The organism is Chromobacterium haemolyticum, from assembly GCF_009936155.1.
Lineage (GTDB): Bacteria > Pseudomonadota > Gammaproteobacteria > Burkholderiales > Chromobacteriaceae > Chromobacterium > Chromobacterium haemolyticum.
This window is the reverse complement of record NZ_AP019312.1, coordinates 464,049-485,016: the sequence shown is the minus strand read 5'-3', so window position 1 is coordinate 485,016 and position 20,968 is coordinate 464,049. Positions and strand designations below refer to the sequence as shown.

18 protein-coding genes are annotated in these 20,968 nt (G+C 65.5%); 6 read left to right on the top strand and 12 right to left on the bottom strand.

All coding sequences use genetic code 11. The features are described 5' to 3' along the window. The first annotated feature begins 12 nt into the window (after nt 1–12). Together GYH29_RS02280 and GYH29_RS02275 are read left to right on the top strand one after the other, a co-directional pair. Entirely contained in the window at nt 13–1,659 is a 1,647-nt protein-coding gene (locus GYH29_RS02280) for a methyl-accepting chemotaxis protein (protein ID WP_019104600.1), read from the top strand. Nucleotides 1,660–2,085: 426 nt separating this feature from the next. After that, a complete protein-coding gene (locus GYH29_RS02275; protein WP_043594059.1) occupies nt 2,086–3,723 on the top strand; it encodes an APC family permease in 1,638 nt (545 codons plus the stop codon). A gap of 18 nt (nt 3,724–3,741) precedes the next feature. On the opposite strand, the gene cynR is transcribed toward GYH29_RS02275, so the two are convergent. After that, nucleotides 3,742–4,668, bottom strand: a complete 927-nt coding sequence (gene cynR / locus GYH29_RS02270; protein ID WP_161523113.1) for a transcriptional regulator CynR — start codon at nt 4,666–4,668, stop codon at nt 3,742–3,744. Nucleotides 4,669–4,777: 109 nt separating this feature from the next. Between cynR and GYH29_RS02265 the strand changes: the two genes are divergently transcribed. The 4 genes from GYH29_RS02265 to GYH29_RS02250 all read left to right on the top strand — a co-directional run bounded on the left by GYH29_RS02265 (nt 4,778) and on the right by GYH29_RS02250 (nt 8,825). Then, a complete protein-coding gene (locus tag GYH29_RS02265) occupies nt 4,778–5,413 on the top strand; it encodes a carbonic anhydrase (protein WP_043594063.1) in 636 nt (211 codons plus the stop codon). 41 nt (nt 5,414–5,454) lie between these two features. Then, nucleotides 5,455–5,925 (top strand): cyanase, encoded by a 471-nt coding sequence (gene cynS, locus GYH29_RS02260; protein ID WP_043594065.1) that lies wholly within the window; start codon nt 5,455–5,457, stop codon nt 5,923–5,925. 350 nt (nt 5,926–6,275) lie between these two features. Continuing rightward, the gene (locus GYH29_RS02255) at nt 6,276–7,835 is read left to right on the top strand and encodes an OPT/YSL family transporter (RefSeq protein ID WP_161523112.1); all 1,560 of its coding nucleotides are present in this window, start codon (nt 6,276–6,278) and stop codon (nt 7,833–7,835) included. 60 nt (nt 7,836–7,895) lie between these two features. Continuing rightward, nucleotides 7,896–8,825, top strand: coding sequence for a DUF1177 domain-containing protein (locus GYH29_RS02250; protein ID WP_019104606.1), 930 nt, complete (start codon nt 7,896–7,898; stop codon nt 8,823–8,825). 57 nt (nt 8,826–8,882) lie between these two features. Here the strand turns inward: GYH29_RS02250 and GYH29_RS02245 are convergent, their stop codons facing one another. From GYH29_RS02245 to GYH29_RS02195, 11 genes are all read right to left on the bottom strand, one after another. After that, nucleotides 8,883–9,266 carry a hypothetical protein gene (locus tag GYH29_RS02245; RefSeq protein ID WP_146176158.1) on the bottom strand — a complete coding sequence of 128 codons (384 nt, stop codon included), beginning with the start codon at nt 9,264–9,266 and terminating at the stop codon, nt 8,883–8,885. Nucleotides 9,267–9,289: 23 nt separating this feature from the next. Further along, nucleotides 9,290–9,670: a hypothetical protein gene (locus GYH29_RS02240; protein ID WP_152596989.1), complete on the bottom strand. Its 381-nt coding sequence runs from the start codon at nt 9,668–9,670 to the stop codon at nt 9,290–9,292. Nucleotides 9,671–9,989: 319 nt separating this feature from the next. Beyond that, the gene (locus GYH29_RS02235) at nt 9,990–10,718 is read right to left on the bottom strand and encodes a substrate-binding periplasmic protein (RefSeq protein ID WP_019102962.1); all 729 of its coding nucleotides are present in this window, start codon (nt 10,716–10,718) and stop codon (nt 9,990–9,992) included. 324 nt (nt 10,719–11,042) lie between these two features. Next, nucleotides 11,043–11,540 carry a thiol peroxidase gene (tpx, locus tag GYH29_RS02230; RefSeq protein ID WP_043594076.1) on the bottom strand — a complete coding sequence of 166 codons (498 nt, stop codon included), beginning with the start codon at nt 11,538–11,540 and terminating at the stop codon, nt 11,043–11,045. A gap of 98 nt (nt 11,541–11,638) precedes the next feature. Further along, complete coding sequence (locus GYH29_RS02225) at nt 11,639–12,466, bottom strand: ABC transporter permease (RefSeq protein WP_019102964.1); 828 nt, start codon at nt 12,464–12,466, stop codon at nt 11,639–11,641. Nucleotides 12,467–12,518: 52 nt separating this feature from the next. Next, the gene (locus GYH29_RS02220; protein ID WP_019102965.1) at nt 12,519–13,778 is read right to left on the bottom strand and encodes an ABC transporter permease; all 1,260 of its coding nucleotides are present in this window, start codon (nt 13,776–13,778) and stop codon (nt 12,519–12,521) included. 61 nt (nt 13,779–13,839) lie between these two features. After that, nucleotides 13,840–14,874: an ABC transporter substrate-binding protein gene (locus GYH29_RS02215; RefSeq protein WP_198001635.1), complete on the bottom strand. Its 1,035-nt coding sequence runs from the start codon at nt 14,872–14,874 to the stop codon at nt 13,840–13,842. Between the two features lie 322 nt (nt 14,875–15,196). Further along, nucleotides 15,197–16,240, bottom strand: a complete 1,044-nt coding sequence (locus tag GYH29_RS02210) for an ABC transporter substrate-binding protein (protein WP_161523110.1) — start codon at nt 16,238–16,240, stop codon at nt 15,197–15,199. A 210-nt stretch (nt 16,241–16,450) separates the two neighbouring features. After that, entirely contained in the window at nt 16,451–17,557 is a 1,107-nt protein-coding gene (locus GYH29_RS02205) for an ABC transporter ATP-binding protein (protein WP_161523109.1), read from the bottom strand. 146 nt (nt 17,558–17,703) lie between these two features. Further along, the gene (locus GYH29_RS02200; RefSeq protein ID WP_019102970.1) at nt 17,704–18,333 is read right to left on the bottom strand and encodes a response regulator; all 630 of its coding nucleotides are present in this window, start codon (nt 18,331–18,333) and stop codon (nt 17,704–17,706) included. After that, the gene (locus GYH29_RS02195) at nt 18,330–20,717 is read right to left on the bottom strand and encodes a PAS domain-containing sensor histidine kinase (protein ID WP_161523108.1); all 2,388 of its coding nucleotides are present in this window, start codon (nt 20,715–20,717) and stop codon (nt 18,330–18,332) included. Before GYH29_RS02195 ends, GYH29_RS02200 begins: the two co-directional genes overlap by 4 nt. Nucleotides 20,718–20,968: the final 251 nt, after the last annotated feature.

Below are 20,968 nucleotides of genomic sequence, written 5' to 3'. Positions count from 1 at the left end.
CACGACATCATCATGACTTTGGCCAAACGCCTGTGGCTGACCATCTTCTTCACCCTCGCCAGCCTGGCGCTGGCTCTCATCCTCACCGGACAGCAACTGAGCGGCCTGACCCGCGCGGTGGACCGCCACAGCGCGCGTCAGCAATTGAGCGCCAGCCTCTACCAACTCAAAGCCGGCGTGTTGCAGCTGTCGCGGCTGGACCCGCTGCTGCCGGACAGTCCTGCGCGGCTGCGGGATACCAGCCTGGCCGTGGCGCGCCTGACCGGCGACATCGCCGCCGGCCTGCCCGCCAATGAAGCCGCACCCTTTCGTCAGGCAGTGAGCCGGCTGTGGCAGGACTACGAGCGCAATCTGAGCAGCGCGCTGGCCATTGCCGAGACCGCGCCTCAGGACGCGCTGTCCATTCCGGAACAAGCCTGGCAGCAAAGCCTGCAGCCGCTGGCGGCCTTGCTTGACCGCCAACAGGCACAGGAACAAGGGCGGCTGGCCCAGGAAACCGCGCAATTGCAGGACACACTGCAAGGCATGGCCTGGCTGACGCTTGGGCCGCTGGCGCTGGCCAGCCTGGTGGTGGCGGCGATGCAGTTGGCGCTGGCGCGGCGACTGAAGCGGCAGTTGCAGGCGATGGCCGCTTCAGCCGACGCGCTGGGGGAAGGCAATCTGGCGGTGCGGCTACCGGCCCAGGGCCGCGACGAGCTGGCCGCCACCGCCGGCCGCCTGAATCAGTTTCTGAACAAGCTGAGCGACTTGCTGCGGCAGGTGGAAGCCGACGCCCACCGTAGCGGCGGCGACTGCCAGCGCCTGCAATTGCTGACTTTGCAAGTGGCCGACGCCAGCCGCCAGCAAAGCGCCAAGGCCAAGCTCAGCAACGAGGCGGCCCACGCGGTGGCCGACAGCGCCCAAACCGTGGCCGGCCATCTGCAACAGGCGGACGCCCACACTCGTCAAGCGGCGGACGATACCGGCCGCGCGCGCGAACTGGGCCGGCTCAACGCCGAGGCGATGCGGGCGCTTGCCGACACTATGGGATGCGCGCAAACGGAAATGCGCCAGCTCCAACTCAGCCTGGACGACATCGCCGGCGTCAGCGGACTGATCCGCGACGTGGCCGAACAAACCAATCTACTGGCGCTCAACGCCGCCATCGAGGCCGCGCGCGCAGGCGAAAGCGGCCGCGGCTTCGCCGTGGTGGCCGACGAAGTACGCAAACTGTCGGAGCGCACCCGCGCCGCCACCGGCAGCATCTTCGACGCGCTGGGCCGCGTGGAGGGCGCCACCGGCTCGCTGCACGCCGCGCTGGAGCAAGCCGGCCACGCCTGCGCCGACAAGCTGGACTCGCAACAGGCGCTGGATCAGGCGCTGCTGCAAGTGGACACGGGGCTGGAGCGCTTGAATCGCTTGATGGCCGACATCCGCGAGCACAGCGCCGCCCAGGCTCGCGCCGGCGGCGATATTCGCCAACACGGTCACGAGGTGGCTCACCTCGCCGCCGCCATCGACCAGCACATGCAGCAAGCCGCGCCGGTGATGCAGCACTTGGCCGCCGGGGCGCAGGATTTGAATCAGACCCTGAGTTGGTTCCGCATCGACGCGCCGGACGCCGAGCCAGCGCCTTCCGCTGCGGCAACCGATTGGCGGCTGCTGCAACAACCGGCTTAGCCGCCGCGCCGGCGTCAATTAGGCAGAAAATTGCCGCCGGATCACGCCTAGAGCATTTATTCAATTTAAACCCTTGCCATTCGCCTAAACACGCAATAGATCACCCATTTCCTCGCCACTTTCAATCTTTTGTCATGCTTGAAATAAGCTAGCGAGTACATTTCGTTACATACCGTAATGAAAAGCAAAGGTAGATTAGCCCCCTCTTATAAAAGAGCACATTAGACCGGGCCCACCCGGCATCCGGGACAAGCTCGCCGGCGCCCTCCGCGCCGACGCATCCAGCACGCCGTCATTCTCCATGCCATGCCCTCCGCCCCGGACGGCCGGGCGAGCGCGTCGTGGCCGGAACTTGTCCCCATCGCTTGCCCGCCGCGTCCGGGACTGACTCTACCGGGCCGTCGGGTTTTCAGACAGGAGATACCTTTGACACAGCAACACTCCCGCCATATCGGCCCCGTCGCCCTGATGCTGACCGGCCTGGGCTCCATCATCGGCTCCGGCTGGCTGTTCGGCGCCGCCCACGCCGCCCAGATCGCCGGCCCAGCCGCCATCGTCGCCTGGATAGTCGGCATGGTGATCATTCTCTCCATCGCCCTCAGCTACGCGGAACTGGGCGCCATGTTCCCGGAAAGCGGCGGCATGGTGCGTTACGCCCGCTACTCCCACGGCTCCCTGCTCGGCTTCATCGCCGGCTGGGCCAACTGGATCGCCATCGTGTCGGTGATCCCGATCGAGGCCGAAGCCTCGGTGCAATACATGAGCTCCTGGCCTTACGCCTGGGCTCAACACCTGTTTTCCAACGGCGAACTGACCCCGCCCGGCCTGATGCTGGCCGCGCTGCTGGTCATCGTCTACTTCCTGCTCAACTACTGGGGCGTGCGCCTGTTCGCCAAGGCCAATAGCGCCATCACCATCTTCAAGGTGATCGTGCCGGCGCTGACCGTGGGCGCGCTGATCTACAGCGGCTTCCACCCCGGCAACCTGGGCGGCGACACCCCGGGCGGCTTCGCGCCGTTTGGTTGGGCCAGCGTGATGACGGCGGTGGCCACCAGCGGCATCGTGTTCAGCTTCAACGGCTTCCAAAGCCCGATCAACCTGGCCGGCGAGGCCCGCAACCCGGGCAAGAGCGTGCCCTTCGGCGTGGTGGGTTCCATCCTGCTGGCGGCGGTGATCTACGTGGCGCTGCAAGTGGCCTTCATCGGCGCGCTGTCGCCGGCGGACCTGGCCCACGGCTGGCAGGGTCTGAACTTCAGCTCGCCCTTCGCCCAGCTGGCGATGGCGCTGGGCCTGAACTGGCTGATGCTGCTGCTGTACTTCGACGCCTTCGTCAGCCCCAGCGGCACCGGCGCCACCTATATGGCCACCACCTCGCGCATGATCTACGGCATGCAGCGCAACGGCACCATGCCGGAGATCTTCGGCCGCATCCACCCGCTATATCACATTCCGCGTCCGGCGATGTGGTTCAACCTGGCAATCTCCTTCGTATTCCTGTTCTTCTTCCGCGGCTGGGGCACGCTGGCGGCGGTGATCTCGGTGGCCACGGTGATTTCCTACCTGACCGGCCCCATCAGCGTGGCCGCGCTGCGCCGCTGCGCGTCCGATCTGCCGCGCCCGCTGCGCCTGGCCGGCCTCGGCGTGGTCGCGCCGTTCGCCTTCGTCTGCGCGTCCCTGGTACTGTACTGGGCGCGCTGGCCGCTGACCGGCGAGATCATCTTCCTGATCGTGGCCGCCTTGCCGGTGTACTTCTGGTATCAAGCCCGCGCCGGCTGGCCGGAGTTTGGCCGCGAACTGAAAGGCGCGCTGTGGATGGTGCTCTACCTGCCGACGATGGCGCTGCTGTCCTACATCGGCAGCCAGGACTTCGGCGGCATCGGCCTGTTGCCCTACGGCCCCGACATGGCGGTGGTGGCGGTGGTATCTCTGGCCTTTTACTACTGGGGCGTCAACAGCGGCTGGCGCACGCGTTATCTGGACGCCGAGCATGACGCCCACGCGGTAGCCAATATGGAAGCCGCCGAGAGCGCTGCGCGCGGCAAGCTGGCCGGCCAGCAAGCCTAAACCTCTCCCGGGAGCCGCTCAGCCGGCTCCCGCCGCGGGCGGCCTCGCGCCGTCCTCGGCTTCCAACTCCTCTCCCAAAGCATCCAGCACCGGCAGAAACGCCCGCAAAGCGGCGCTGCGATACGCGGCCTTGCGCGTCAGAACCGCCGCCGTGCGCGCCGGCAACGGTGTTTGCAATCCCACTGCCCCCAGCTCCGGATGCCGCCGCGTGATCGCCCTCGGCAGAATGGTGGCGCAATCGCTGTGGCGGACGATTTCCATCACCGCGCCGATGCTGTTGGCCTGCGCCGCGATCCGCGGCTTTAGGCCCAGATCCCGGAAATAGCGATCGATATGGCCGCGGGTGGCGAAATCCGCGCTCAACAGCGCCCAGGGCGTCTGCGCCAAAGCCTCGGCGTCCACCGCTTCCGCCTGTCGTCGCCATGGGTGGCCCTCGCCCACCACTACGGCCAGGGTTTCGCAGAACAGCGGCCTCGCGTCGATCTCCGCCGCGCGCGTCTGATCGAAAGCGATCCCCGCGTCGATCTCGTCCTCCAGCAAAGCCAGCTCGATGGCATCCAGCGTCGCCTCGCGCACGCATAGTTCTATGCCGGGGTAGAGGCTGCGCAGCCGCGCCGCCAGCGGCCCCAACAAGTAACTGGCGAAAGTCGGCGTCATCGCCAGCCGCAAACTGCCGCGCGACAAATCGCCGACATCCCGGGTGGCTCGCCGCGCCGCCTCCAACTCGCGCAAGGCGCGGCGCGCGTATTCCAAATAAGCGGCGCCGGCGTCGGTTGGCCGCACCGTCCGCCCGCCGCGGTCCAGCAACTGCGCGCCCACCGTCTCTTCCAATTGCTTGATCTGCTGCGACAGCGTGGGCTGCGAGACATGCAGCGCTTCGGCTGCCCGGGTGAAGTTGCCGTGCTCGACGACAGCCTGCAGGTAACGGATATGTCGAAGAATCATGCGCCCAAACTATAGGAAATAATTATGGAAATCATTCTATATCGGTCTTGGACCCTATAGAAAAAAAGCCTCATCCTTGGCACATCCCTTCCCCGCCAAGGAGCAAGCCATGCAAGCCCTCATCGACGGCTTTCTGAAATTCCAACAGGAAGCCTATCCCCAGCGTTCAGCGCTATTCCGCCAACTGGCCGACAGCCAGGCCCCCGGCGCACTGTTCATCACCTGCTCGGACAGCCGCGTGGTGCCGGAACTGCTGACGCAACAAGAACCCGGCGGGCTATTCGTGATCCGCAACGCCGGCAACATCGTTCCCTGCTACGGGCCGGAACCGGGCGGCGTCACCGCCTCGGTGGAATACGCGGTAGCCGCGCTGGGCGTCGCCGACATCGTGGTCTGCGGCCACTCCGACTGCGGCGCGATGACGGCGATCGCCAACGGCCATTGCCTGGACCATCTGCCAGCGGTGGCCGGCTGGTTGCGCCATGCCGACTCCGCCAAAGTGGTCAACGCGGCGCGCCGGCACGACAACGCCCGCCAGCAGCTGGACGACATGGTCAGGGAAAACGTCGTCGCCCAGCTGGCCAACCTCAAAACCCATCCCTCGGTGGCGCTGGCGATGCGCCAGGGCCGGCTGACCCTGCACGGCTGGGTCTACGACATCGAAACCGGCGCCGTCCTGGCCCTGGACCACGCCAGCCAGCGCTTTGTTTCCCTAGCGGATTTTCCGCTGACCCGCGCCGCCTGAAAGCGGCGCGTCTCCCGCAAACCCAAAGAAAGGACCATCCCATGCAACACTCCAATATCAATCAGGATCTCCGTATAGAACTGACTGCCCGCGCCCTCGCCGCCAAGGCCTTGAAAGACCTGAGCTGGGAGCAAGTGGCGGCCGACACCGGCCTCAGCCTGGCCTATGTCACCGCTGCCGTGCTGGGTCAGCATGCGCTGCCCAAACCCGCCGCGGAGCTGGTCTGCCAACGGCTGGGCCTGAACGCGGCCGACGCCTTGCAGCTGCAAACCATTCCCTTGCGCGGCAGCATTCCCGGCGGCATTCCCACCGATCCCACCATTTACCGCTTCTATGAAATGATCCAGATCTACGGCACCACGCTGAAGGCGCTGGTGCACGAGAAGTTTGGCGACGGCATCATCAGCGCCATCAACTTCAAGCTGGACATCCGCAAAGTGGAAGACCCGGACGGCGGCGAGCGCGCGGTGATTACACTGGACGGCAAGTTCCTGCCCAATAAGCCGTACTAAGACCCGCTAACAAAACCCCTGATCCTGCATTGCGTCGATTTGTCGTACTCAAGTACTGCCTGCGTCGGCGCGCCTTGGCTCAGATAGGCTGCGCGGTTTTGTTAGCGGCTCTAAACCTCCCTCCAGCCTTGCTGGATTCAACTCCGCTTCACGGATAGCGATGGGCCAGCCCCATTCCGCCTAGCGGCGCATCTTGCGCCGCTATTTTTGCTCACCGCAAAACACCGGCAGCGCTCAGGCCGGGCCGACCAAGGCCGCTTGACACCGCTGACGCCGCCCTTTTAGTTTGCAAGTTAACTTTCTCACAGAGCGCAGCCTGCCGCGCCGCAAGCCAATCAGGAGGTCACGCCATGCAAGAGGACAAACCGGTCACGGGCATCGCCACCCTGGCCATGCTGCTTGCGCTCGCCATCCTGGGCGCCATCATCGGCATCCAGTTGCTGAGCACCCTGGGCATCACGCCCAGCACCTCCATCATTGGCGCGCTGCTGGCGATGCTGCTGTCGCGGCTGCCCTGGCGCGTATTCCGGCCTTACCGTTCCATTCATACCCAGAACCTGGCGCAGACCGTAATCTCCTCCGCCACCTTCGGCGCCGCCAACAGCCTGCTCATGCCCATCGCGGTGCCTTGGGCCATGGGCATGCCCGAGCTGATCCTGCCTATGTTCTGCGGCGTGGCCGCCGCCATGCTGTTGGACGGCTATCTGCTCTACCTCATGTTCGACACCCGGGTCTTCCCGGCCGGCAACGCCTGGCCGATAGGCACCGCCACCGCCGAGGCCATCCTCGCCGGGGACCGGGGCGGCCGCAACGCGCGCCTGCTGCTGGCCGGCATGAGCACCGGCATCGTCGGCGCCCTGCTCAACATACCGATGGCGGCCTTTGGCACCGCCTTCATCGGCAATATCTGGGCGCTGAGCATGTTCGGCCTAGGCCTGCTGCTGCGCGCCTACGCCGAACCCATCGCCGGCCTCGACCTCAACGCCCACTACCTGCCGCACGGCGTAATGGTGGGCGCCGGCCTGGTCGCCTTATTCCAAGTGGCCAGCGCGATCCGCGGCAAGCAGGCCGATAGCGGCCGCGCCGCCACCCCGGACCGCGAGGTGCGTCACGCCTTGGGCCTGGGCGCCGTCGGCTATCTGCTGATCTCCATGCTGCTGGCGCTGGCTGGCGGCCTGTGGAGCGAGATGGCGCTGCCCATGCTGCTGCTGTTCGTGCTCTACGCCGCATTCGCCGCCTTCGCCCACGAACTGATCGTGGGCATCGCCGCCATGCACTCCGGCTGGTTTCCGGCATTCGCGGTGGCGCTGATCACCTTGATCATCGGCATCTTGCTCGGTTTTCCCCCGTTGGCGCTCTGCCTGTTGACCGGCTTCACCGCCGCCACCGGTCCGGCCTTCGCCGACATGGGCTTCGACCTGAAAGCCGGTTTCATCCTGCGCGGCCACGGCCGGGACCTGGCGGCGGAGCTGCATGGACGGCGCGTGCAGATGTGCGCCGCCATGGCCGCCTTTATCATCGCCATCCCGGTTGTCTGGCTGGTCCACACCGGCTATTTCGCCCAGGATCTGCTACCGCCCGCCGCGCGGGTGTTCGCCAAGACCATCGCCGCCGGCAGCCAGACAAACCTGGCCTACTCCCTGGGCCTGTGGGCTATTCCCGGCGCTCTCATCCAATGGCTGGGCGGCCCCCGCCGCCAACTCGGCGTGCTGCTCTCCACCGGCCTGCTGATCAACAGCGCGGCCGCGGGCTGGGCGGTGCTGCTCGGCATCGCCTTGCGCCTCTTCATCCACCGCCGCTGGGGGGAGGCAGCCCGACCGCCGATGGAAGTGATCGCCGCCGGCTTCATCGCCGGCGACGCGCTCGCCAGCTTCTTCGGCTCCCTATTCACCACGCCCGGCAAACGCTGAGGACCGGCTCGCGCGCTCACCGGCGGCGAATATCTGCGACACCAGACAAGGAGACATGGCATGAGCTTGCAACAAACCCTACAAGCATTTGAGCTGCTGGATAGCGCCAAGGTGGGCGGCCGGGACATCGTCGAACTGTTCGCCGCCGATCCCGGCGTCCGCGCCGTCAGCACGCGCGTCCAGGGCGCCAAGGGCGGCACTGACTTCGTCCGCATCGACCTCCCCGGCGCCCAGGGCAAAAGCGTCGGCGGCACCGCCCCCACATTGGGCATCGTCGGCCGCCTGGGCGGCATCGGCGCCCGCCCCGGCCGCATTGGTCTGGTGTCCGATGGCGACGGAGCCGTCGCCGCCGTCGCCTGCGCGCTGAAGCTGGCGCAGATGCGGCGCAACGGAGATCAACTGGCGGGCGATGTGATCGTCACCACTCATATCTGTCCCGACGCCCCCATCCTGCCGCGCCAGCCGGTGGATTTCATGGACGCGCCGGTAGACGACGCCACGATGAACCGCTACGAGGTGGCGGCCGAAGCGGACGCCGTGCTGTCGATAGACACCAGCAAGGGCAACCGCATTCTCAACCACAAGGGCTATGCGATCTCCCCCACCGTCAAGGAAGGCTATATCCTGCGCGTGGCCGAGGACCTGCTGCGGATCATGGAAAGCAGCAGCGGCCGCCGGGCGGTGACCTTTCCCATCACCACCCAGGACATCACGCCTTACGGCAACGGCGTCTACCATTTGAACAGCATCTTGCAACCCGCCACCGCGACGGCGGCTCCCGTCGTCGGCGTCGCCATCTGCGCCGAAACCATCGTGCCTGGCAGCGGCACCGGCGCCAGCCATGAAACCGATATCGCGCTGGCGGTGAAATTTGCGCTGGAAGTGGCCAAGGAGTTTGGCCGCGGCGGCTGCCAGTTCTACGACGCCAAGGAGTACGCCCGCCTGCTGGAGCTGTATGGCAGCCTGTGCCATCTACAAGCCCGGCAGTGAGCGAGGACGCTCCATAGCACTCGCTGCGCGGATGAGGACTCGCCTTGCCGATATCGCCTACAGCTTCACCCATGGGGCGGGCTGGCTCCGGACGACTAAAGGCGCCGGCGCGCCCACCAGCGCCTGACGGGCAGTGACCATATTCTTGAACCCCGCCAGGCGATAACACTGCCGCACACAGGTATCGCGGTTGGTCCACTTCCCGGACGCCCACATCTCCAATAAAGCCGCGCGGGCAGGCTCGTGCTCGCCACGCCATTTGCGCCAAAGGTGGAAAGCCGTCAACGCCTGATTGATTTCCTGATGGATGTCTTCGGTGTTGGCCGGATGGATTGGGTTGTTCTCCGCCAGAGAAATCACCCCCAGGCGCATCTCATAAGCAATGATCAAACGGGCGGCGCGCTTGAGAGCCTGGTTATGCTGGATCAGCAGCTTCATCATGGCAATGCTCTCCCTAATGGCCATCACAGCACGCCGTTAAAGTGTTCCAGCCCCTGTTTCAAGCGTTGCTGTATCGGTTCCAGCAAGGCCAGTGCGTCCTCGCTGGTAAACAACAGCGGCTCGTCGCGGCGTTCCAACAGGGTGATCAAGGCCAATAAGCCCGTGTGGGCGGCGCGCATGTCCATCACGCCGCGCAGCAGGGCGGTGTCCAGTTCGACATAGCAATGGTTCAACTGCTGGCCCAGTTCGCCCAGCAGCGTCATATCGCCGGCAACGGCGGGCAAGCGCTGGGAACAAAGGTGCAGCTGCTCCATCACCGGCACTGCGGCGGGCGTGGATTGTTGGCCTGCGCAATGGGGACAGGCGGGCGGCGGCATGGCGGGGGGAAAAGTAGAAAAGGTCATCGTGGTCTCCATGTCAGCTTTGGAAACCTGCCCAGGCGAGGCTAGGACAGGCACGTGACAAGGTGGCAAGACCGGCTGACTTTCCAGTGACCGGCAATCCTTTCGGATTCCCTGCCACGGCCCGCCCCGAATGGGTACGGCGTGGCAGCAGACGTAACGGTGCCAAAGCGGACCGTTGTGTCTGCGGGAAAGTCAGTTATGGGCTTGCCAGCCCTGCGTCGTGTATTGGGCACGACGCGGAACCAAGCCTAAACAGGCTGGCGGAGGGCGTCAAGGCATTGGGGATGGCGGGATAGCCGCGCGTCAACGCTAGGCTCGATCAGGGAGCAAGCAGTATGGATTGATTGATGCGCTGCATCAGTTCGGGACTGGCCTGCTTGCTACACATGATGTAGCGCTTGAGCCCCTCGGGAATGTCTTTGAAAGACAAGATCGCCAATCTTTTTGCATCGAGTTCTTTTTTCTGCAGCAGGTATTTATAGTCCTCGACGTCAATCAGCATATAGTCGGCGCGCTGAGAGACGATCATCTGGGCCAGCTCGCCCGGCGTCACCGTCGAATCCATCACCGCGGCAGTCGCATGATCAATCATCGCATCCAATTCAGGGCCATAGGAAACGCCCGCCACTTTGCCCAGCTTGAATTCAGGGCTGGCGAACAGCGCTTTTAGCGTGCTGAATTTTTGGATATTTTTTGCGGATTTGATATTGGCCAACACCAGGTGCGGCTTGTCTTGGTGAATGGCCGAGGAAAACAGCGCAAAGGCCTCGCGCTCCGGCGTTTTATACCAGCCTGGGGAGCAAATCAGTTTCTTATTGGCTTGGATATTGCTGAGAATGCGCTTGGCGGGCACTTCTTCAAACTCCGCCGGCACGGCCGCGCGGTGCAAGATTTCAATGGTCCGCTCCAATAAAAAACCGGCCGGTTTTCCATTTTGGCTATAGCTGTAGGGCGGTTTGTCTCGATACTGCAAGGACAGGGCCTGCTCCGCCAAGCAACTTGGCGCGCCCCCCAGCAATAAGAGGGTAAAGAGCAGCCGCTTAGCCATATGTCCTCCAGCCGGGTTCCGTCGTGCGAGCATGGCGCTATCTGGTGTGAGCATGCGGCGGCATGACAGCTTGGCCGTTAAGCCGCGCCCGCGTCGTAGGGCTCAAGGTCGAATCTTTTGAAAATAAACGTCAAAGCCGCGGTGATGGCTCCACTATAGGATTATTTTGCCCTGGCGGCGGCGCGTCGAGCCGCTGAGTTGCGCATGCCCTGGAAGGGCTTGCCTTGCGGGGCAAGCCCGCGCCCGCCGGCCGGCTTCGGCGTCCGCGCCGGGCGCAAAAAAACCCGCCGGTTCGCACCGGCGGGTTTGATTTGCGGACGCAGCTTACAGCGCGGCCAGCGCGGCGTCGTAGTTCGGCTCTTCGCCGATCTCGGCCACCAGCTCGCTGTGCAGCACCTTGTTGTCCTTGTCCAGCACCACCACCGCGCGGGCGGTCAGGCCGGCCAGCGGGCCGGAGGCCAGCTTGACGCCGTAGTCGGCGGCGAACTGCGGATTGCGGAAGGTGGACAGGGTCACCACATTGTCGATGCCCTCGGCGCCGCAGAAGCGCTTCTGCGCGAACGGCAGGTCGGCGGACACGCACAGCACCACGGTGTCGGCCAGCTTGGCGGCGCGTTCGTTGAACTTGCGCACCGACATCGCGCAGGTGGGGGTGTCCACGCTCGGGAAAATGTTCAGCACCTTGTTCTTGCCGGCGTAGTTGTCCAGTTTGACTTCGGCCAGGTCGGCGGAGGTCAGGGTCAGCGCCGGAGCTTGCTGGCCCTTGGCCGGCAGCGCGCCGGCCACTTCAACCGGATTGCCGCGCAGAGTAACGGTAGCCATGTGGGAATTCCTTATTTGGGTTCAGGGGTGAGTGACTCCGCTAGTGTGCGGCACACTGGCCGAATTTCAACCCCTCCCAAAGTAGGGCCAAGCCCATCTCAACCGGCCGGCCGGCTGCGCAAGCGCTCGGAACGGCCGCGCAACCACTCCAGCGTCAGCAGCATCAGCACCGAGAAACCGATCAACAGCGTGGCCGCCGCGGCGATGGCGGGGCTGAGGTTTTCGCGGATGCCGCTGAACATCGCCCGCGGCAGCGTCGTCTGGCCCGGCCCGGCGACGAACAGCGTCACCACCACCTCGTCAAAGGACGTGCCGAAGGCGAACAGCGCGCCGGAGATCACCCCCGGCGCGATCAGCGGCAGGGTCACCTTGAAGAAAACCCGCAGCGGCGACGCGCCCAGGCTGGCGGCGGCGCGCACCAGGTTGCGGTTGAAGCCCTGCAGCGTGGCGCTGACGGTGATCACCACGAAGGGCACGCCCAGCGCCGCGTGCATCAACACCAGCGTCAGATAGCTGTTGTCCATGCCCAAGGGCGCGAAGAACAGATAGCCGGCCACGCCGACGATCACCACCGGCACCACCATCGGCGAGATCAGCACCGCCATCAGCAGGCCCTTGCCGGGAAACTCGGCGCGGGTCAGGCCGATGGCAGCCAGCGTGCCCAGCGTCATCGCCAGCACGGTGGCCAGCGGCGCGACGATCAGGCTGTTCTGCAAGGCGCGCATCCACTCCGCCGAGGAGAAGAACTCCTGGTACCAGCGCAGGGAAAAGCCGTTGAGCGGGTAGACCAGGAAGGCGCTGCCGTTGAAGGACAGCGGGATGATCACCAGCACCGGCAGCACCAGGAACAGCAGCGTCAGGCCGCTCAGCAGGCGGTGCAGGTAAAACCACAAACGTTCTTCCGGCAAGGTGTGATGGCTTGGCATCGGTTTGGCTCTCCAGTATCGGTTTGGTCCAAGCGGCTATCCAGGCTGCGCTTCAGCCCAGCCGCAGCCGCTCGCTGCCCACCAGGCGGTGGTAAACCGCGTACAGCAGCAAGGTGGCCGCCAGCAGCAAGCCGCCCAGCGCGGTGGCCATGCCCCAGTTGATGGTGGTGTTGGTGTAGAAGGCGACGAAATAGCTGACCATCTGGTCATTGGGGCTGCCCAGCAAGGCCGGGGTGATGTAGTAGCCGATGGACAGGATGAACACCAGCAGACAGCCGGCGCCGACGCCGGCCACGGTCTGCGGCGCGTACACCCGCCAGAAGCTGGCGAAGGGATGGCAGCCCAGCGAGATCGCCGCGCGCAGATAGCTGGGCGAGATGCCCTTCATCACGCTGTAGATGGGCAGAATCATGAAGGGCAGCAGGATGTGCACCATGGCGATGTAGACGCCGACGCGGTTGAACACCAGTTGCAGCGGCTGCTCGATCAGGCCCAGGCTCAGCAAGGCGGCGTTGATCAGGCCTCCGGACTGCAGCAGCACGATCCAGGCCGCCACCCGCACCAGCACCGAGGTCCAGAACGGCAGCAGCACCATGATCATCAGCAGATTGCTGCGGCGCGTGGGCAGGCTGGCCAGCAGATAAGCCAGCGGATAGGCCAGCAGCAGGCATAGCGCGGTCACCACCAGGCTCATCCAGAAGGTGCGGGCGAACACGCTCAGGTAAATGCCCTGATCCGGCATCGCGCGGCTGAGCTCGCCCAGGTCGTCGATGCGGTGATCCAGCGCCGCCAGCAGATAGTAAGGGGTATAGACGGACTGGTTGCGGCGTATCGCCAGCCAATAGGCCGGATCGCCCCAGCGCTCGTCCAGCTCGGTCAACGCCTGCTTGAACGAAGACGGCGCCGGCTCCAGCGGCAAGGCGCGCGCGGTTTTGCCCAACAGGCTGCGATAGCCGGGCACTTCCATGTTCAGCCGCTTGCCCAAGTCGCCCAGCGTCTGTTGTTCGCCGGCCAGCCGCACATCGTCGACGAGCGCGCGGTAGGCCGCTTCCGGCGGCAGCGACTTGCCGTCCCAAGCCGCCAGCGCCTGTACCGTCCGCGGCAGCGTGCCCGCCACCTCGGGATTGTCGACGCTACGCAGCAGCAGCGCGCCGATGGGCACGATGAAGGTCAGCAACAGGAACAACAGCAGCGGCGACACCAGCGCCAGCGACTTGAGCTTGCCCAGCCGCTCCGCCCGGGCCAGCCGTGCCTTCAGAGGCAGCGGGGCCGGCGCGGACGCGCGGGAATGAGATACCGAGGAAGCGGTCATGGCTTGGACTCCGTCAAAACGGCCGCCGAAAGGCGGCCTCCGCTAAATGAAGGACGAGCGCTTACTTAGCCGCCCAGGCGTTGAAACGCTGCTCCAGGCTCTCGGCGTGGTCGGCCCAGAATTCCAGATTGATCTTCAGCGCGTCCTTGATGTTCTGCGGCGCGGTGGGCAGATCCGGCAGCTCGCTCTTGTCCAGCAGCGGAATCGCCCGCTTATTGCTGGGGCCGTAGGCGATGTTCTGCGAATAGACCTTCTGGTTTTCCGGTTTGCTGGCGAAGGCGATGAACTGGTAGGCCTGATCGCGCTTGGGCGTGCCCTTGGGAATCGACCAGTAGTCGAAGTCGTAGAGGTTGCCGTTCCACACCACTTTCAGGTTCTTACCCTCCTTGCGCGCCACCGCGATGCGGCCGTTGAAGGCGGAGCTCATCACCACATCGCCGGAGGCCAGGTATTGCGGCGGCTGGGCGCCGGCCTCCCACCACTGCAGATAGGGCTTGATCTGGTCCAGCTTCTTGAAGGCGCGGTCCACGCCGGCCGCGGTGCCCAGCGCCGGATAGACATCCTTGGCCGCCACGCCGTCAGCCAGCAGCGCGATCTCCAGCGTGCCCTTGGCGCCCTTGCGCAAGCCGCGCTTGCCGGGGAATTTCTTCACGTCCCAGAAATCCTTCCAGCCCGCCGGCGCGGTCTTCAGCTTGTCGGCGTTGTAGGCCAGCGCGGTGGACCAGACGAAGATGCCGATGCCGCAGGGCTGGGCCGCGCCGGGCACGAAGTCCGCCTTATTGCCGATGCGCGCGTAGTCCAGCCGTTCCAGCAGGCCCTCGTCGCAGCCGCGCACCAGTTCCGGCGATTCCACTTCCAGCACATCCCAGGACACGCTCTTGGTGTCCACCATCGCCTTGAGCTTGGCCATTTCGCCGTTGTACTCGCCGCTGACCAGCTTGAGCCCGGCGCTCTTCTGGAATGGCGCGTAGTAGGCCTTGGCCTGGGCGTCCTTATTGGCGCCGCCGTAGGAAATCACCGTCAAATCCTTGGCCGAAGCCGCGCCGGCCAAGGCCAGCGCCGCGCCCAGCAGCATGAATTTTTGTTTCACTGCCATCCTCATTCTCCTTGTTGACTGCATCGTGACGCCGGTCAGGCCGGCGTGGCTTTTAGAGCGGCGAACAAAACTCCTGATGCTGCGTTGCGCCGACTTGCCGTACTCAAGTACTGCCTGCGTCGGCGCGCCTTGCCTCAGACGTGAAACTGACTTTTGTTAGCCGCTCTTAGAACGTGTTTACGATCTCGCGAGCTAAGGTGAGACAAGGCGAAAACGGCTGAGAAAGCGGAATGTACAGGTGGTACATGAGCATTTCGAAGAGGTTTTCAACGCCGTATCGCCGACGCGCAGCAGATCGCAAACAGGTTCTTAAAACCGACGCTCAGCGCAGGGCCCAAGCGTTGAAGCGCTGCTCCAGGCTTTCGCCGTGATCGGCCCAAAACTCCATATCCACCTTCAGCGCGTTCTTCAGGTTCTGCGGCGCGGTAGGCAGCTCCGACAATTCCGACTTATCCAGCAGCGACAACGCCTTCTTGTTGCTGGGGCCGTAGCTGATATTTTGCGAATAGACTTTCTGGTTTTCCGGCTTGCTGGCGAAGGCGATGAAGCGGTAAGCGGCGTCCTTGTTGGGCGAGCCTTTGGGAATGGCCCAGGAATCGAAGTCGTACAGGCTGCCGTCCCAGACGATGGTCAGCTTCTTGCCCTCTTTTTGCGCCGCGGCGATGCGGCCGTTGTAGGCCGAGCTCATCACCACATCGCCGGAGGCCAGGTATTGCGGCGGCTGCGCGCCGGCCTCCCACCACTGGATGTGCGGCTTGAGCTGGGCCAGCTTCTTGAAGGCGCGCTCCACGCCGGCCGGCGTGGCCAGGGTGCGATACACGTCCTTGGCGGCAACGCCGTCGGCCAGCAGCGCGATTTCCAGCGTATATTTGGCGCCCTTGCGCATGCCGCGCTTGCCGGGGTAGCGCTTCACGTCCCAGAAGTCCGCCCAGTTGCGCGGCGCGGTCTTGAGCTTGTCGGCGTTGTAGGCCAAGGCGGTGGACCAGACCAGGGTGCCGATGCCACAGGCTTGGGCCGCGCCCGGCAGAAAATCCGCCTTATTGCCGATGCGCGCGTAGTCCAGCCGCTCGAACAGCCCTTCGTCGCAGCCGCGCGCCAGCTCCGGCGACTCCACTTCCAGCACGTCCCAGGACACGCTCTTGGTGTCCACCATCGCCTTGAGCTTGGCCATTTCGCCGTTGTACTCGCCGGCCAGGATTTTGATGCCGGTGGCTTGCTGAAACGGCTGGTAATAGGCCTTGGCCTGCGCCACCTTGCTGGCGCCTCCAAAGGAAATCACGGTCAAATCCCGGGCCTGGGCGCCGCCGGCCAGGCCGGCGATCAATACGGCCGCGGCCGGCAAGGCGTAACTACAGCGTGTCATCATCACTCTCCTGCGCGTGGGCGGCGGAACGGAGGAGCCGCCGCGATAAGAACCTGATTACGATCTGCTACGCGTTGGCGATACGGCGTTGAAAACACCTTCGAAATGCTCATGTACCACTCGTACATTCCGCTTTCTCAGCCGTTTTCGCCTTGTCTCGCCTTAGCTCGCGAGATCGTAAACACGTTCTAAGAACCGACGAGGAAGGCCGGCTTATTCCTGCAGCGCCAGCGCGTCCAGCGCCCGCGCGTGCTCCACTTGCCAGCCCAGCGGCACCACGTCGCCCACCGCCAGCTGCGGGTCGAGGTCGGCGATGGGCTGCTTGACGTAGAAATCGGCGCGGCCGCAGGCCTCCAGCCGCACCCGCACGTGATCGCCCAGGTAGATGAATTCCGCCACCCGGCCGGAAAAACGGTTGGCGCAGGCCTCGCTGCGCGCGTTCAGATGCACGCGCTCCGGCCGCACCGACAACGACACCCGGCTGCCGGTCTCGCCCACTTTCACCGCCAGCGCCGCCACCCGCTCGCCGCGCTCCAGCTCCACCAGGCAGCGCTCGCCGTCCTGGCTCAGCAAAGTGCCTTGCAGCCGGTTGTTCTCGCCGATGAAGTTGGCGACGAAGGCGTTGCCCGGCCGCTCGTAAAGCTGGGCCGGCGCGTCGACCTGCTGGATTTCGCCCTGGTGGAACACCGCCACCCGGTCCGACATGGTCAGCGCCTCGCCCTGGTCATGGGTGACGTAGACCACGGTCACGCCCAGGCGCTGGTGCAGATGCTTGATCTCCATCTGCATGTGTTCTCGCAATTGCTTGTCCAGCGCGCCCAGCGGCTCGTCCATCAACACCAGCTGCGGCTCGAACACCAAGGCGCGCGCCAGCGCCACCCGCTGCTGCTGGCCGCCGGACATCTGGCCCGGATAGCGGCCGGCGAAGGCGTCCAGCTGCACCATGGCCAGCGCCCGCTTGACCTTGTCCTGGATGTCCGTCTTGGACACGCCGCGCACCGACAGCGGAAAAGCCAGGTTTTCCGCCACCGTCATGTGCGGAAACAAGGCGTAGTTCTGGAACACCATGCCGATGTTGCGCTTGTGCGGCGGCACCCGATTGATGGAACGGCCGGCCAGCTGGATTTCGCCGCCGGTGGGGGTTTCGAAGCCGGCCAGCATCATCAGGCTGGTGGTCTTGCCGGAGCCGGACGGCCCCAGCAGGGTGAGGAATTCGCCCTGGCGGATATCCAGATTCAGGTTTTTGACGATGAGGTTCTCGCCGTCATAGCTTTTCTGGATGTCGAGGAAGCGGACAAGCACATCGTTGGCTGCGGACATGGCGGCGGCACCTGAAAGTGAATGCGTACGCCAACCATGCTAGGGAGCGCGGCGCGCGCTCGCCATCGGCGAGCAGCGGATTTTGCCGTCGGGATAAACGGCGCTCGCTATAGGGAAATTCTTAGTGCGCCGCAGCAGGCCGGGCGTTAAAACAATTGGTGCTCGATCGCGTAACGCACCAGGTCCGCCAGCGACTGCGCGCGCAGCTTCTGCATCAGCCTGACTTTGTGGGTGCTGACGGTCTTGGCGCTGATCGCCAGCAACTGCGCCACCTCGTTGACGTTGGCGCCCTGCGCCAGCCGCTGGAACACCTGGAACTCGCGCTCGGACAGCTGGGCGTGCGGCGGACGCTCGTCGCTGAGATTGACCTCGAACACCAGCCGGTCCGCCAGCTGCGGATCGATGTAGCGGCCGCCGCCGGCCACCTTGCGGATCGCGGTCAGCAGCAGCGCCGGGTCGCTGTCCTTGGTGGCGTAGCCGGCGGCGCCGGCCTTGAGCGCGCGCGCCGCCATCTGCACCTCGTCGTGCATGGACAGCACCAGGATGGCCGGCGCTTGCGCCAGCCCCCGCAAACGCGGAATCACGTCCAGGCCGCTGAGGCCCGGCATCGAAATATCCAGCAGCAACACATCGCAGGCCGCGGCGCGCAAGGCGTCGAACACCGCGCCGCCGTTGGCGGCTTCGCCGACCACTTGCAAATCGTCGGCCAGGCCGATCAGCTGCTTGATGCCTTCGCGCACGATGGTGTGGTCTTCCGCCACAATCACTCGAATCATGTCTTCTCCTCCCCTTCATCCGGCCGCAAGGGCAGCCGGGCCGTCAAACTGCAGCCTTGCCCCGGCGCGCTGGCGATCTCCAGGCTGCCGCCGAACATCAGCAGGCGCTCGCGCATGCCCACCAGGCCGTAGGAACTGCCCGCCTCCCCCGGCCGCCGCTCGAAGCCCTTGCCGTCATCGACAATGCTCAGTGTCAGCTCGCCCGGCTGCGCCTGCAAATGCAGCGTCACCGTGTGAGCCTCGGCATGGCGCATCACATTGGTCAGCGCCTCCTGCAATACCCGGAACAGGCCCACCGCCTTGGCGTCGTCCAGCCGCAGCGGCGTTTCCGGCACCAGCACCAGGCAGGGTATGCCGCTGCGCGCTTCGAAGCGGCGCGCCTGCCATTCCACAGCCGAGGCCAGGCCCGCGTCCAGGATGGGCGGCCGCAGCGCGGTGGCCACGTCGCGGACCAGGGCGAAAGTCTGGGCGATCAGCTTCTTGATGCTGGCCAGCCGCTGCGCCGCCGCGCCCTCAGGCTGCGCTAGGCTCAGTTCCAGCATTGAGGTTTCCAGCTTGAGCACGGTCAGCACCTGGCCCAGTTCGTCGTGCACCTCGCGCGCGATATGGGCTTTCTCCTCCTCGCGCACGGTTTCGAGGTGGGCGGACAGGTCGCGCAGCATGGCGCGCGATGCGATCAGTTCCAGTTCATTGCGCTTGCCGGCGCTGATATCCCACAGGATGCCATCCCACACCATGCCCGTCGCGCCGTGGCGGCGGGCGCTGGCGCGCAGATCGGCCCAGCGCTCCGCGCCGTCGCGGGTCAGAATCCGGCCCTGCCAGCTCCAATCGCGCTGCTCGCGCCAGGCCGCCCGCCAACTGTCGCGCAGCCCGGCGGCGTCTTCCGGGTGCGCCAGCGCCTGCAAACCCTCCGGCCGCGCCAGCAAGTCCGCCGCCGGATAACCGGTCAGCGCCAGGCTGGCCTCGCTGACGAAGGCCAGCCGCGGGTCTTCCGCCGCGTCGCCGCGCTCCAGCCGGAACACCAGGCCCGGCACATTGCCGGCTATCCCCTTGAAGCGCGCCTCGCTTTCCCGCAAGGCGGCGCGCGCCTGCCGCTTCTCGCTGACATCGTGCATGAAGGCCACCAGGTAGTCGGCGCCGCCAAAGCGCAGAAAGCTGAGCGAGACATCCACCGGCAGGCTGTCGCCGTCGGCGCGCTGACAATCGATTTCGAACTGCAACAGGCCGCGGCCGCGCGCCTGGCTCCACAAATCCAGCCAGCCGTCCATGTCCAAGCCCGGCTGGAAGCGCGACAGCGGCTGCCCCACCGCCTGCGCCTCGGTGCAGCCCAGCATCGCCAGCGCGGCCTGGTTAGCGTAACGCAGCCGGCTGTCCCAGTTCAGCCACAGAATGCCCACCGTGCTGTGATCCACCGAGAACTGCGTCAGCCGCAAAGCCTCGGCGCTGGCCTCCCGCTGCGCCAGCGCCTGCCGCGCCGCCGCCAGCGCCTGTCGCACCTGCCGCTGCTGCCGGCCCTGCCACAGCAGCGCGCCGGCCAAGAGCAGGATCAGCAGCCCCGAGACCTGGCTCAGCCGCCGCCAGAACGGCAGGCTGTCGCCCAGCGGCGTCGGCTCGGCCTGCACCCAGCGTGTGTAAAGATGGCCGCGCTGCGAGGCCGGCAGCGCGCTCAAGGCCCGGTCCAGCAAGGTTGCCAACTGCGGCCAATCCTGTCGCGACGCCACCCGCAGCAGCCGGGTGGTTCCACTGTCGCCCACCGCGCGCAAGGACGAGAACTCCGGCTCGCGCAGCAGTTGGTTCAGCTGCGCCTCGTCCACCACCGCGTAATCCGCCCGCTGGCGCAGCACCTGCTGCAGCGCGGAGCGATCCGAGCCGGCCGGCCAACGCCGCAAAGCCGGATAGTTGGCGGCCAGGAAGGCCGCCGCCGCGCCCGGCTCAAGCACCGCCACCAGCGCGCTGCCCGGCAGTTGCTCCAGTTCCAGCGCCGCCGCCGGCTCGCCGCGGCCAACCAGCTTGTAAGGCACCCGCAGGAAGGGATCGGAAAACAGCCAGTAGCGCAGGCCGGCCGGAGTCTGCTCCAGGCCGGGCGCGACATCCACCCGTCCCGCCCGCGCCGCCACGCTCAATTGCATCTTGTTCGGATAAAAGGTCCAGGCCAGTTTGAGTCCCAGCTCGGAGGCCAGCCGGTTCATCAGTTCCACATGCGCGCCGCTGAGCGCCTGCCGGCGCGCGTCCAGCACCGCGTACGGCGCTTGCGGCATCACCCCCACCCGCAGCACTGGGTGCTGGCGCAGCCAGTCCCGCTCCGCCGTCGATAGGCTCAGCGCCCAGCTGACCGGCGCCAGCCACAGCGCCGCCAATCCCGCTATCCACAATAAGGCTTTCAATGCGTCCCTCCGGCGCGCCGGAAGGCGCGCATGGCTCCATACTGTGGCCGCCCGGCGACGCTGTCTAAAAAATCAAACACAAAGCGGAGAATACTGTGGCAAGAGACGCAGGCGGCGGGCCTGACGGACGGGCGACAGGGAGAGAGAAAGGCCGATGGACGCAGCAAAATGAGGCCTGACTTGGAAAATGCGCCGCGGCGGGCCAGAAAGCGCGAATTGCGCTGCATCGCCGGCGGCGACATCAGTATACT

Excerpts from the sequence above, each read along its gene's own strand:
- GYH29_RS02280 (WP_019104600.1), top strand. The coding sequence starts at position 13 with ATGACTTTGGCCAAACGCCTGTGGCTGACCATCTTCTTCACCCTCGCC.
- cynR (WP_161523113.1), bottom strand. The coding sequence starts at position 4,668 with ATGATTCTTCGACATATCCGTTACCTGCAGGCTGTCGTCGAGCACGGC.
- GYH29_RS02265 (WP_043594063.1), top strand. The coding sequence starts at position 4,778 with ATGCAAGCCCTCATCGACGGCTTTCTGAAATTCCAACAGGAAGCCTAT.
- cynS (WP_043594065.1), top strand. The coding sequence starts at position 5,455 with ATGCAACACTCCAATATCAATCAGGATCTCCGTATAGAACTGACTGCC.
- GYH29_RS02255 (WP_161523112.1), top strand. The coding sequence starts at position 6,276 with ATGCAAGAGGACAAACCGGTCACGGGCATCGCCACCCTGGCCATGCTG.
- GYH29_RS02250 (WP_019104606.1), top strand. The coding sequence starts at position 7,896 with ATGAGCTTGCAACAAACCCTACAAGCATTTGAGCTGCTGGATAGCGCC.
- GYH29_RS02245 (WP_146176158.1), bottom strand. The coding sequence starts at position 9,266 with ATGATGAAGCTGCTGATCCAGCATAACCAGGCTCTCAAGCGCGCCGCC.
- GYH29_RS02240 (WP_152596989.1), bottom strand. The coding sequence starts at position 9,670 with ATGACCTTTTCTACTTTTCCCCCCGCCATGCCGCCGCCCGCCTGTCCC.
- GYH29_RS02235 (WP_019102962.1), bottom strand. The coding sequence starts at position 10,718 with ATGGCTAAGCGGCTGCTCTTTACCCTCTTATTGCTGGGGGGCGCGCCA.
- tpx (WP_043594076.1), bottom strand. The coding sequence starts at position 11,540 with ATGGCTACCGTTACTCTGCGCGGCAATCCGGTTGAAGTGGCCGGCGCG.
- GYH29_RS02225 (WP_019102964.1), bottom strand. The coding sequence starts at position 12,466 with ATGCCAAGCCATCACACCTTGCCGGAAGAACGTTTGTGGTTTTACCTG.
- GYH29_RS02220 (WP_019102965.1), bottom strand. The coding sequence starts at position 13,778 with ATGACCGCTTCCTCGGTATCTCATTCCCGCGCGTCCGCGCCGGCCCCG.
- GYH29_RS02215 (WP_198001635.1), bottom strand. The coding sequence starts at position 14,874 with ATGGCAGTGAAACAAAAATTCATGCTGCTGGGCGCGGCGCTGGCCTTG.
- GYH29_RS02210 (WP_161523110.1), bottom strand. The coding sequence starts at position 16,240 with ATGATGACACGCTGTAGTTACGCCTTGCCGGCCGCGGCCGTATTGATC.
- GYH29_RS02205 (WP_161523109.1), bottom strand. The coding sequence starts at position 17,557 with ATGTCCGCAGCCAACGATGTGCTTGTCCGCTTCCTCGACATCCAGAAA.
- GYH29_RS02200 (WP_019102970.1), bottom strand. The coding sequence starts at position 18,333 with ATGATTCGAGTGATTGTGGCGGAAGACCACACCATCGTGCGCGAAGGC.